The following is an 11,891-nucleotide window of genomic DNA, read 5'->3' on the forward strand; positions in this document are numbered from 1 at the left end:
CGACCTGGCTGCGTCAGTCAGCCAGGCCCAGCTGCCCCAGCACGAAGGCGAAGGACTCAGCCTGTTCCTTGTAACGCTGGAAGCGGCCGGACTTGCCGCCATGGCCGGCTTCCATGTTGGTGCGGAACACGATGGGCTGGCTGCCGGTGTTGACGTCACGCAGCTTGGCCACCCACTTGGCCGGCTCCCAGTACTGCACCTGCGAGTCCCACAGGCCGGTGCCGACGAACAGCGACGGATAGGCCTGCGCGGTGACGTTGTCGTACGGCGAGTACTTGAGCATGTAGTCGTAGTACGGCTTCTGCTCCGGGTTGCCCCACTCGTCGTACTCGTTGGTGGTCAGCGGGATGCTGGCATCGAGCATGGTGGTGACCACGTCGACGAACGGCACCTGCGCAACCATCACCCGGTAATCGCCCGGGGCCTGGTTGGCCACCGCGCCCATCAGCAGGCCACCGGCGCTGCCGCCCGAGGCCGCGACGCGGTCCTTGGCGGCATAGCCCTGTGCGACCAGCGCGCGGGTGACGTCGACGAAATCGTTGAAGGTGTTCTGCTTGTGCAGCAGCTTGCCGTCGTCGTACCAGCTGCGGCCCATTTCCTGGCCGCCACGGATGTGGGCGATGGCATAGACCACGCCACGATCAAGCAGGCTGACCACGCTCTGGTTGAAGTTGGGGTCCATCGACATGCCGTAGCTGCCGTAGGCGTACTGGTACAGGGCAGCAGTGCCGTCCTTCTTGAAGCCCTTCTTGTAGACCAGCGACACCGGGATGCGCGCGCCATCGCGGGCGGTCACCCAGACGCGCTCGGTTTCATACTTGCTCGGGTCATAGCCGATCACCGGCTGCTGCTTGAGCAGGCGGCGCTCGCCGGTCTTGACGTTGAGTTCGTAGGTGGTTGCCGGTGTGGTCAGCGAGGTGTAGCTGTAACGCAGCCATTCGGTTTCCGGTTCGGCGTTGACCGACAGGCCCATCGAGTAGGCCGGCTCATCAGCCTTGACGAACTCGCTGCGGCCATCGGCGAACAGCAGGCGCACGCGCTCCAGCGCTTCGGCGCGCTCGGCGATGGCGGTATAGCCGTCGAACAGCTCGAAGCCTTCGATCAGCACCTGCGGATCGTGCTTGACCCAATCCTTCCACTGCTTGCGGTCAGTGGCACCTTCCGGCGCGGTGACAAGCTTGAAGTTGGTGGCGCCATCGGCATTGGTGCGGATCACCCACTGGCCGTTGTAGTGGTCGGCGTCGTATTCGACATCGCGCTCGCGCTTGGCCAGCACAGTGAACTCGCCCGGGTTGGCGGCAGAGGTGTAACGCAGCTCGGAGGACACGGTGCTGTCCACGCCGATGGTGATGAAGCGGTCGTCGCGGGTGCGGCCGATGCCCATGTAGAAGCTGTCGTCCTTCTCCTCGTAGACCAGCACGTCGGCACTGGCCGGGGTGCCGAGCACGTGCTTCTTGACGCGCACGGTGAGCAGGGTTTCCGGGTCGTTCTCGACGTAGAACAGCGTGCGGTTGTCATCGGCCCAGATCACATTGGCCGACACGCCCTCGATCACGTCGTCCAGCATCTTGCCGGTGGCCAGGTCCTTGAAACGGATGGTGTACTGGCGGCGGCCGACAGAATCTTCGGCATAGGCCAGCAAGGTGTTGTCGCGACTGATGTCCATGTCGCTGACGGCGTAGTAGCCCTTGCCTTCGGCCAGCACGTTGAGATCCAGCAGCACCTCTTCCGGCGCCTGCATGTCGCCCTTGCGGCGGGCGTGGATGGGGTAGTCCTTGCCGGTCTCGTAACGGGTGTAATACCAGTAGCCGCGCTCGCGGTAGGGCACACTGGCATCGTCCTGCTTGATGCGGCCGACGATCTCGGCGTAGAGCTTGTCCTGAAGCGGCTTGAGCGGCGCCATCAAGGCGTCGGTGTAGGCGTTCTCGGCATTGAGGTAAGCCAGCATCGCCGGCTCCTTGCGCTCGTCGTCACGCAACCAGTAATACGCATCCTCGCGCTGCGCACCGAACGGCGCGGTCACCGTATGCGGGCGCTTCTCGACATCAGGCGGGGTGGGCTGGGACGCGGCGGCGGTATTGATCATCAGGCTTGCAACCAACAGGCAAAGAAGAGGTTTCATCAGGTTCACTCCGGAACAACGGTGGTGCATCCAGTGCTACAGGCCACAGTGTGCCATGCCCGGCGCTTGCCCCGCTGCCATCAACGGCGCCTATCATGCAGCGATGAACACGCCCCACACCCCGCATGCCCCATACAGCCGCCGCAGTCAGGAGATCGCGCCCTTCCACGTCATGTCGCTGCTGGCCCGCGCCAACGCACTGGAGCAGCAAGGCCACGACGTGATCCACCTGGAGATCGGCGAGCCGGATTTCACCACCGCCGAGCCCATCGTCCGAGCCGGCCAGGCCGCACTGGCCGCCGGCCACACCCGCTACACCGCAGCTCGCGGCCTGCCTGCCCTACGCCAGGCCATTGCTGGCTTCTACGGCCAGCGCTACGGGCTGGATATCGACCCGGAGCGGATTCTGGTCACCCCGGGTGGCTCGGGTGCGCTGCTGCTGGCCTCCAGCCTGCTGGTGGACCCGGACAAGCACTGGCTGTTGGCCGACCCCGGCTATCCCTGCAACCGGCATTTCCTGCGGCTGGTGGAAGGCGCGGCGCAGCTTGTGCCGGTGGGGCCGGAGAGTGGGTATCAGCTTACCCCCGAGTCGATTGCGGCCAATTGGAATGCGGGTAGCGTTGGGGCGTTGGTGGCCTCGCCGGCCAATCCGACCGGCACCACCTTGGATGCTGGGCAGTTGGCTGGCCTGTCTTCTGCACTGAAGGAGCGTGACGGGCATCTGGTGGTGGATGAGATCTACCACGGGCTGACCTACGGCTTTGATGCGCCCAGCGTGCTGGAAGTGGATGACGAAGCCTTTGTGTTGAACAGCTTCTCCAAATACTTCGGCATGACCGGCTGGCGCCTTGGCTGGCTGGTGGCGCCACCGCGTGCGGTGCCGGAGCTGGAGAAGCTTGCGCAGAACCTGTACATCAGCGCGCCGTCGATGGCGCAGCATGCGGCCTTGGCGTGTTTCGAGCCGGAGACGATTGCGATCTTCGAACAGCGTCGCGAGCAGTTCCGGCAGCGACGGGATTATCTGCTGCCTGCGTTGCGGGCGCTTGGGTTCCGGATTGATGTGGAGCCGCAGGGCGCGTTCTACCTGTACTGCGACGTGAGTGCGTTTACCGATGATGCGCAGGCGTTCTGTGCGCACTTCCTGGAGACCGAGCATGTGGCGTTTACGCCTGGCCTGGATTTTGGGAACTACCGGGCGAACCAGCATGTGCGGATTGCGTATACGCAGGATGTTGGGCGCTTGCAGGAGGCGGTGGCGCGGATTGGACGGGGGTTGGAGAGTTGGTTGGCTGGGAAAGTTGGCTGAGGGCTAAGGGCTAAGGGCTGAGGGCTGAGGGCCTAAAGGCACCCCTCCCCAGCCTTCCCCTTCGCCTGTGGCGAAAGGGAGGGAGTGGAAGCGACAGCAGAAGCAAGAGCGCAAGCACAACTCAGCACGCATGCTTTGCTTGCAACCCCCTCCCTTTCGCCGCAGGCGAAGGGGAAGGCTGGGGAGGGGTGCTTTGGCTTTGGCTTTGGCTTTGGCTGTGGCTCGGCTTTGGCTATTTCCCTTCTCCCGCTTGCGGGGGAAGGTGCCCGTAGGGCGGATGGGGGGAGCTTTTGAGCTTTTGAAATGCCTACCGCAATTCACCAACAAGACTCCGCCCTTGCCCTCACCCCAACCCCTCTCCCGCAAGCGGGAGAGGGGCTTAGGCAAAAGCAAAAGCAAAAACAAACGCCACCTTTCGGTGGCGTTTGTTTTGCGTCACTTCAAACCAAGCATCACTTCTTGCTCAGCTGCTCCCACAGGAAGCTGTACGCCAGTGCCGACATATGCGCGGCCTGCGCATTGTTCGCCGCGCCACCATGACCGCCTTCGATGTTCTCGTAGTAGGTCACGTCCTTGCCTGCGTCGATCATCTTGGCCGCCATCTTGCGGGCGTGGCCCGGGTGGACGCGGTCATCGCGGGTGGAGGTGGTGAACAGCACCGGCGGGTAGCTCTTGGCCGGGTCGAACAGGTGGTACGGGGAGAAGGTCTTGATGAAGTCCCAATCCGCCGTGTCCGGGTTGCCGTACTCGGCCATCCACGAAGCACCGGCCAACAGGTGGCTGTAGCGCTTCATGTCCAGCAGCGGAACCTGCACCACCACCGCACCGAACAGCTCCGGGTACTGGGTCAGCATGTTGCCGGTCAGCAGACCGCCGTTGCTGCCGCCCTGCACGCCCAGGTGCTTGGCCGAAGTGATGTTGCGGGTGACCAGGTCCTGCGCCACCGCTGCCATGTCCTCGTACGCCTTGTGGCGGTTCTGCTTCAGCGCCGCCTGGTGCCAACGCGGGCCGTACTCGCCACCGCCACGGATGTTGGCCACGACATACACGCCGCCCTTGTCCAGCCAGGCGCGGCCCATGCCACCGGAATAACCGGGAGTCAGCGAGATCTCAAAGCCACCGTAGCCGTACAGCAGGGTCGGGTTGGAACCATCCAGCTTCATCGCCTTGTCGTGCACAACGAAGTACGGCACGCGGGTGCCGTCCTTGCTGGTGGCGAAGTGCTGCTCGATCACCTTGTCGCTGGCGTCGAAGAACGCCGGCATGGTCTTCAGCACTTCCGGCTGCTGGCCGATCTCGGCCATGGCCAGGGTGGTCGGGGTCAGGTAGTCGGTGACGGTCATCCACACCGCGTCGCTTTCGTCCGCGTCCACCGCGCCAACACCAATGGTGCCGAAGGCCGGTGCGCCGGTGAAATCGCTGCTTACCCAACCGTCCTTGCCATGGGTCAGCACCTTCAGGCGATTCTTGACGTCGTCCAGCACGTTCAGCACCACGTGCGACTTGGTCCAGGTGGTGCCGGCCAGCGAAGTGGTGTCGGTCGGCGCGAACAGCACATCGAACTCGCGCTTGCCGGCCATGAAGTCATCGAACTTCGTCGCCAGCAGCGAACCTGCGGTATAGGTCTTGCCGCCTACGGTCCACGGCTCACGCAGCTCCAGCGTCAGCCATTCGCGGCGCACGCCCTTCTCGGCCGAGTTCGGTGCGTCGACCTTGGTCAGCTTGCCATCGGCGCCGATCAGGAACAGCTCGTTGTTGTAAAAAGCAATCGTGCGGCTGACGAAGTTACGCTCGAAGCCGGGCGTATCGTCGTGCATCGCGGCGATGTACATGTCTTCCGGCTTGCCCTCGTACACCGTGGTTGCGGCGCTGATCGGGGTGCCGCGCTGCCAGCGCTTGACCACGCGCGGGTAGCCGGAGGTGGTCATCGAACCCGGGCCGAAGTCGGTGTAGACGAAGACGTTGTCCTGGTCGATCCAGCCCAGGCCACCCTTGGCCTCGGCGCGGAAGAAGCCGTCCTTGATCCAGTCCTTCTTCGAGATGTCGAATTCGCGGGTGACATCGGCATCGGCGCCACCGCGCGACAGCGCGATCAGGCAGCGGTTGTACTCCGGGCGCAGGCAGTTGGCGCCATGCCACACCCAGTTCTCGCCCTCGGCCTTGTTCAGCGCGTCCAGGTCCAGCACGGTTTCCCACAGCGGCTCGGCCTTGCGGTATTCGACCAGCGTGGTGCGGCGCCATACGCCGCGCTCGTGCTGCTTGTCCTTCCAGAAGTTGTAGTAGTAATCGCCGATCTTCTCGACGCCCGGGATCTTGGCATCGGAATCCAGCACCTCACGGATGCCGGCCTCCATCGCCTTGAACTGCGGGGTCACGGCCAGGCGGCCTTCGGACTTGGCGTTCTGCTCCTTCACCCAGCCCAGCTGTTTGTCGCCGGTGACGTCTTCCAACCAGGCGTACTTGTCCTGGGAGTCATCAGCGGCCATGGCGGCCCCGGCCAGGCCGGATGAAAGCAGACCCGCCACAAGGCAGGCAGAAGAGAGTCGAGACATGTTGGCTCCATGCGGTCATAAGCCCCGAACGCTAACACAGCCCCCAGCCCGCCCCCACGTGTCGAAGGTCAGGCCGCCTGCGGCAGGCGCCGCCGCGCCGGGCGACGGCCACGGGTGGCCTGCGGGCCGCGTTTACGCGGTTTGGCGTGGCGGTTCCTCCAAGCTGCGGGTAGGCGGAAGCGGTACAAGGCCCACCAGGCGCTCAGCGGCATGCCCAGCAGCCACAACGGCAACCAGCCGATCCACTGGCTGTGGCCGCGCGCCGCCGGCCAGACCAGCACCAGTGCCAGGCCAGCCAGGGCCGCCTGTCTGACGCAGCGCAGCACCTGCGGATCGGGCGCGTCCTGCGCGTTACGACGGGATGACGATGCAAGTGGCTTGGTCATGACGTTCTCCGGCAACATGGCTGTGTTGGAGTGCATCCTCGGCGGCCGCCATCTCACAGACTGCGACCTGCCATTGACGGACGCATCGCTGCCCGTCGAACATGCAGCCCTGACCTTCATAGGTGCCTTACCCGTAATGCGACCGATTCCCGTCTTTGTGTCCGCCATGCTGTTGAGTCTCGCCCTGCCGCTGAGCCCGGCGCTTGCACAGGAGGCTGCACCGGCGACGACGACGGTGGAGGGAATCGCAGAGGGCCCGATAGACCTGCAGCGCTTCATGGGCCGCTGGTATGTGATCGGTCGGGTGCCCAATTTCATCGAGCGCGGCCATGTGGCCAGCGTCAACACCTACACCCTGCGTGACGACGATAAGGTGGCCATCAAGTACCAGTTCCGCGACGGCTTTGCCGAACCGGAAGAAGAGATCGACATCCGCGCCAAGGTGGACGAAGAAAGCGGCAACCGCAGCTGGCGCACCTGGTTCTACCGGGTAGTACCGACCCGTTCGCGCATTCTTGAAGTGGCGCCGGACTACTCCTGGGCACTGATCGGCTACCCGGGGCGCGAGATGGCGTGGATCTTTGCCCGCGAACCGGACATGGACAACGCCACCTACCGTCAGCTCGCCACGCGCCTGCGTGACAAGTACGACGTAAACACCGACAAGCTCAAGCGCGTGCCGCAGCACCCGCAGCAGGTGGACAAGCTGGGCTTTGAGGTGCCGAACAAGAAGTAACAGGGACAGAACCGTAGTGCCGAGCCATGCTCGGCAGGGCTTTACCGGTAACGATCCAGCCGAGCATGGCTCGGCTCTACAGGTGCAGCTCAAGGCCGGCTTGATCATGCTGTTGTGGGAGCGGCGTAAGCCGCGAAGCGCGTATTGCTGCAAACGGCGAAGAGCTACCCCTCCCCAGCCCTCCCCTCCGCCTTCGGCGCAAGGGAGGGGGCAGAAGCGTAGTTCCGAGCCATGCTCGGCAGGGCTTTACCGGTAACGCCCCCAAGCCGAGCATGGCTCGGCTCTACAGATGCAGCTCACCCACCCGGTTTGGCCGTCTCTATGACCACACCCAGCTGCTTGCCGGCTTCGGCCAGCCTCACCTTCTTGCCATCGCTGCGGGCGACCAGGTAGTCCGCCGCCACCCAGCCACTCTTGCCGTCCGCGCGCACGTTGCACCATTGCAGGTCGTCGAGGCAGCGCTGCACTTCCACCGTGGTGCCCACCGGCAATACCGCCAGGCGCTCGGCACGCTGGTCCGGCGCGCTGCGCAGGTTCAGGCCATTGCTGACCTGGGCGGCGGGCTCGTTGATCTGCGGCTGGAACCACAGCACCACGCCGATGATCGCCGCAGCCGCAGCGATACGCAGATACAGGCGGGGCTTGCCGTCGGTGGACTTGAACAACCTGTGCATGGCGAGTGCGGCGGGACCGGTGCGGCCAGATGAAGAATCTATGGTGACACGCCAAACTTGAACCCGCGCCGTTGCGGGCCCATCGCGTTCAGGCAACGCTGACATCCAGCGCTGTAAGCCGTGCAGCGCCTTCGCCGCTGGCAATTTCCAACCTGTACACCCCGGCATTGGGCACATGCATCCCGGTCTGGAAGGCACGGAATGCCTGCATGTCCGCAGGCCTGTTCACCGTCCGCCCTTGCAGGCGCCAGGCCAGCAGGCCGATCCAGATGCCATGGCCCACGAATACGCTGCCATCTTCGAAGTCATGCAGGCGGGCAAGGAAGGCCTCAACCCGAGCTGCGAAGTCATCGAAGCTGTCGGCAATATCGCCGTCACGATGGGCAGGGTCGCCGCGTTGCCAGTAGTCACGCGCCAACACCGCGACCTCGGCGGGCACCTTGCCCTCGACAGTGGCAAGCGCCAGATAGCTGAACTCATCCAGCTCGGCGATCTCCTGTGCTGCAAGCCCGTGGGCATCGCCGAAGTACGCCGCCGTCTGCCGGGCGCGCAGCATCTGCGAGCAGTACAGCCGCGCCGGCCGCAATGGCCAGCGCGTCAAAAGATCCTGCACCTGCTGGCGGCCCAAAGCGCTGAGCGGGATCTCCCGATCAGCCATGGCGAACGCACCCGCGTTGGCCATGCTCTGCCCATGCCGAACGAAGTAGAGCGTCCGCGTTCCAGCCGGGGCTGACGCCGTCTGCATCAGGCCGTCATGCCGCTATGCCGCAGAAGGGCATCAATCTGCGGTTCACGGCCACGGAAGGCACGGAAGTTCTCGGCCGCACTGCGGCTACCGCCACGCGACAACACTTCGTCGCGGAAACGCTTGCCGGTTTCGGCCAAGGCGCCCGGTGCTTCCTCGAACGCGGCATAGGCGTCGGCGCTGAGCACTTCGGCCCACTTGTAGCTGTAATAGCCGGCCGCATAGCCACCAGCGAAGATGTGGCTGAACTGGTTGGCGAAGCGGTTCCAGGCCGGCGGGATGTTCACCGCCACCTCGCCGCGCACGCGTTCCAGCAGCTGCAGCACGCTTTCCTGTTCAGGCTGGTACTGGCTGTGCAGCAGCATGTCGAACAGGCCGAATTCCAGCTGGCGCACGGTAAACATGCCGCTCTGGAAGTTCTTCGCCGCCAGCATCTTGTCGAACAGTTCGCGCGGCAACGGCGCGCCGGTATCGACATGCGCAGTCATCGCTTCCACCTGCTCCCACTCCCAGCAGAAGTTCTCCATGAACTGGCTGGGCAGCTCCACTGCATCCCACTCCACACCATTGATGCCCGCAACCGCCAACTCACCGATGCGGGTCAGCAGCTGATGCAGGCCGTGGCCCATTTCGTGGAAGACGGTGGTGACTTCGTCGTGGCTGAAGGTCGCCGGCTTGCCGTCATTGCCACGGCCGAAATTGCAGACCAGGTAGACCAGCGGCGTCTGCACGCCAGCGGCGGTAACGCGACGGTTGCGGCAGTCGTCCATCCACGCACCGCCGCGCTTGCCTTCGCGTGCGTACAGGTCCATGTAGAACTGGCCAACCAAGGTGCCATCGGCGTTCACCAGTCGGTAGAAACGTACGTCTTCGTGCCAGACCGGGGCGCTGTCCTGTTCCACCTTGAGCCCGTACAGGCGCTCGATCACACCGAACAGGCCGGCCAGCACCTTGGGCTCGGTGAAGTACTGCTTCACTTCCTGCTCGGAGTAGCTGTAACGCGCCTGCTTGAGCTTCTCGGCCACATAGGCCAGATCCCAGGCCTGCAGCTCATCCATGCCCAGTTCGTCGCGGGCGAAGGCTTCCAGTTCGGCGCGGTCGCGCTGCGCATACGGCTTGGCGCGTGCAGCCAGGTCGCGCAGGAAGCTCAGCACCTGCGGTGCGTCGCTGGCCATCTTGGTGGCGATGGAATATTCGGCGTAGTTGTCGAAACCCAGCAATGCTGCCAGTTCGTTGCGCACGGCAAGAATGCGATCGATGTTGCCGGTGTTATCCAGCGCTGCATCGCCGAACTCCGATGCACGCACCGCATGCGCGCGATACAGCTGCTCGCGCAGCGCGCGGTTGTCGGCATAGGTCTGCACCGGCAGATAGCACGGCATCTGCAGGGTCAGCTTGTAACCTTCGCGGCCATCTTTCTGCGCGGCAGCGCGGGCGCTGGCAATCACGTCGTCGGGCAGGCCCAGCAGGTCATCGGCAACGTCCACGTACAGTGCGAACGCATCACCGGCATCGAGTACGTTCTGCGAGAACTTCGCCTGCAGGCCGGACAGCTCTTCCTGCAGCTCAGCGAAACGCGCCTTGCCTGCGTCATCGAGCTCGGCACCGCCAAGGCGGAAATCGCGCAGTGCATTCTCCAGCGCCTTGCGCTGTGCTTCGTCATAGCTTGCAGCTTCCGGTGCGGCAGCCAGCAGCTTGTACTGTGCGTACAGCGCAGGGTTCTGCGCGACCGAGCTGCCGAAACGGCTGATCTTCGGCAGATTCGCGTTGTAGACCTCGCGCAGCTCCGGCGTGTTGACCACCGCCTGCAGGTGCGTGACCTGGCCCCAGGCGCGATACAAGCGCTCGGTAGCATCGTCCAGCGGCACCACGAAATTCTCCCAGCTCACTGGTGCCACGGTTTCGGCAGCTTTCACCGCTGCTTCGGCCTCGGCCAGCAGCGTATCGACGGCCGGGGTGACGTGTTCGGCGCGGACCGCGTCGAAGCGCGGCAGGCCGGAGAAATCTAGCAGGGGATTGGTGGTGTTCACAGCATTCCTTCAAACAGTTCCGGCTACGCCGGCATCAGACCTGATATGGCGACGCTTCCAGCCAGGCACAAGGCAGGGCCGGCATGCCCTGCCCGGCCACGGCCGTGGCCACCACCGCATCGGCACCGACCACGTCGATGCCCTGCTGGCTGTACCAGTCCGGGTTGTAATAGCTGTGCGCGTAACGCTCACCGGCATCGCAGAGGATGCTGACGATGGAGCCATCACGGCTGGCAGCGCGCATCTGCTGGGCGGCGTACAGCACGCCGATGAAGTTGGTACCGGTGGAGCCGCCAACGCGGCGTCCCAGGGTGGCGCTGACATGGCGCATTGCAGCCAGGCTCAGCGCATCACTCACCTTCACCATCGCATCAACGCAGGTGGGGATGAAGCTGCGCTCCACGCGCGGACGACCAATGCCTTCCACGCGCGAGCCACCTTCGCAGGTCATGTCACGCCAGTCGCGGCCTTCGAGCGCGGCGCAGTAGCCGTCGTAGAAAATCGATACCTCCGGGTCTGCGCAAAGGATGCGGGTGTCGTGGCGGCGATAGCTGACGTAGCGGCCCAAGGTGGCGGCGGTGCCGCCGGTACCCGGGCTGCAGACGATCCATTCCGGCACCGGATGCGGCTCTTCGGCCATCTGCTTGAAGATGGACTCGGCGATGTTGTTGTTGGCGCGCCAGTCGGTGGCGCGTTCGGCGTAGGTGAACTGGTCCATGAAGTGGCCGCCGGTTTCGCGCGCCAGCCGTTCGGATTCGCAGTTCAGGTCGCAGGCGCGCTGCACCAGATGGCAGCGGCCGCCATGGAATTCGATGGCGGCGATCTTCTCCGGCGACGTGCTGGCCGGAATCACCGCGATGAACGGCAGGCCCAGCAGGCGAGCGAAGTAAGCCTCGGAGACCGCGGTGGAACCGCTGGAGGCCTCGATCACCGGGCAACCCTCGCGCAACCAGCCATTGGCCAGCGCGTACAGGAACAGCGAGCGGGCAAGCCGGTGCTTGAGGCTGCCGGTCGGGTGACTGGATTCATCCTTCAGATAGACATCGATACCGGGGAAACCCGGCAGATCGATGGGAATCAGATGCGTATCGGCCGAACGGTTGTAGTCGGCTTCAATCTTGTGGATGGCCGCCGCCACCCAATCACGCTGGGACATGGATCGCCACTTCATGGTGAATGCTGCTGCCGATTCTACTTGGTTAGTCAAAACCGGGGTCAGAGTGCGGGTTGCGCACGAAACCCCCCGCTTGGCCCGGGTTTTACTTGGCTTAGGCGTTGGGCGTTGCGTGACGACCCAGCAAAAACCACAGCCAGCGCGCTTAACCGCATCGCGGGTATGT

The 11,891-nt window shown here is 64.3% G+C and carries 9 protein-coding genes; 2 read left to right on the forward strand and 7 right to left on the reverse strand.

Annotated features, from left to right (window positions below; all coding sequences use genetic code 11):
• Positions 1-13: 13 nt before the first annotated feature.
• A complete protein-coding gene (locus AC1VWL_RS06450) occupies positions 14-2,122 on the reverse strand; it encodes a S9 family peptidase (RefSeq protein ID WP_296247686.1) in 2,109 nt (702 codons plus the stop codon).
• A gap of 103 nt (positions 2,123-2,225) precedes the next feature.
• Between AC1VWL_RS06450 and AC1VWL_RS06455 the strand changes: the two genes are divergently transcribed.
• On the forward strand, positions 2,226-3,428 hold the full coding sequence (locus AC1VWL_RS06455; protein ID WP_482986151.1) for a pyridoxal phosphate-dependent aminotransferase: 1,203 nt from the start codon (positions 2,226-2,228) through the stop codon (positions 3,426-3,428).
• 452 nt (positions 3,429-3,880) lie between these two features.
• On the opposite strand, the gene AC1VWL_RS06460 is transcribed toward AC1VWL_RS06455, so the two are convergent.
• Positions 3,881-5,980, reverse strand: a complete 2,100-nt coding sequence (locus AC1VWL_RS06460) for a prolyl oligopeptidase family serine peptidase (protein ID WP_482986152.1) — start codon at positions 5,978-5,980, stop codon at positions 3,881-3,883.
• A 68-nt stretch (positions 5,981-6,048) separates the two neighbouring features.
• Entirely contained in the window at positions 6,049-6,366 is a 318-nt protein-coding gene (locus AC1VWL_RS06465; RefSeq protein ID WP_282269569.1) for a hypothetical protein, read from the reverse strand.
• Between the two features lie 136 nt (positions 6,367-6,502).
• Between AC1VWL_RS06465 and AC1VWL_RS06470 the strand changes: the two genes are divergently transcribed.
• Entirely contained in the window at positions 6,503-7,102 is a 600-nt protein-coding gene (locus tag AC1VWL_RS06470; protein WP_482986156.1) for a lipocalin family protein, read from the forward strand.
• A gap of 296 nt (positions 7,103-7,398) precedes the next feature.
• Here AC1VWL_RS06470 and AC1VWL_RS06475 read toward each other — a convergent pair whose 3' ends face one another.
• The 4 genes from AC1VWL_RS06475 to AC1VWL_RS06490 all read right to left on the reverse strand — a co-directional run bounded on the left by AC1VWL_RS06475 (position 7,399) and on the right by AC1VWL_RS06490 (position 11,707).
• Entirely contained in the window at positions 7,399-7,776 is a 378-nt protein-coding gene (locus AC1VWL_RS06475; RefSeq protein WP_481615734.1) for an SH3 domain-containing protein, read from the reverse strand.
• Between the two features lie 88 nt (positions 7,777-7,864).
• A complete protein-coding gene (locus AC1VWL_RS06480; RefSeq protein ID WP_482986153.1) occupies positions 7,865-8,521 on the reverse strand; it encodes a histidine phosphatase family protein in 657 nt (218 codons plus the stop codon).
• Positions 8,521-10,551, reverse strand: a complete 2,031-nt coding sequence (locus AC1VWL_RS06485; protein ID WP_482986154.1) for a M3 family metallopeptidase — start codon at positions 10,549-10,551, stop codon at positions 8,521-8,523. Before AC1VWL_RS06485 ends, AC1VWL_RS06480 begins: the two co-directional genes overlap by 1 nt.
• A gap of 34 nt (positions 10,552-10,585) precedes the next feature.
• Complete coding sequence (locus AC1VWL_RS06490; RefSeq protein ID WP_482986157.1) at positions 10,586-11,707, reverse strand: PLP-dependent cysteine synthase family protein; 1,122 nt, start codon at positions 11,705-11,707, stop codon at positions 10,586-10,588.
• Between the last annotated feature and the right edge of the window lie 184 nt (positions 11,708-11,891).

The sequence above is a fragment of the Stenotrophomonas sp. STEN063 genome (assembly GCF_056854515.1).

Excerpts from the sequence above, each read along its gene's own strand:
- AC1VWL_RS06460 (WP_482986152.1), bottom strand. The coding sequence starts at position 5,980 with ATGTCTCGACTCTCTTCTGCCTGCCTTGTGGCGGGTCTGCTTTCATCC.
- AC1VWL_RS06470 (WP_482986156.1), top strand. The coding sequence starts at position 6,503 with ATGCGACCGATTCCCGTCTTTGTGTCCGCCATGCTGTTGAGTCTCGCC.
- AC1VWL_RS06490 (WP_482986157.1), bottom strand. The coding sequence starts at position 11,707 with ATGTCCCAGCGTGATTGGGTGGCGGCGGCCATCCACAAGATTGAAGCC.
- AC1VWL_RS06465 (WP_282269569.1), bottom strand. The coding sequence starts at position 6,366 with ATGACCAAGCCACTTGCATCGTCATCCCGTCGTAACGCGCAGGACGCG.
- AC1VWL_RS06480 (WP_482986153.1), bottom strand. The coding sequence starts at position 8,521 with ATGCAGACGGCGTCAGCCCCGGCTGGAACGCGGACGCTCTACTTCGTT.
- AC1VWL_RS06455 (WP_482986151.1), top strand. The coding sequence starts at position 2,226 with ATGAACACGCCCCACACCCCGCATGCCCCATACAGCCGCCGCAGTCAG.
- AC1VWL_RS06475 (WP_481615734.1), bottom strand. The coding sequence starts at position 7,776 with ATGCACAGGTTGTTCAAGTCCACCGACGGCAAGCCCCGCCTGTATCTG.
- AC1VWL_RS06450 (WP_296247686.1), bottom strand. The coding sequence starts at position 2,122 with ATGAAACCTCTTCTTTGCCTGTTGGTTGCAAGCCTGATGATCAATACC.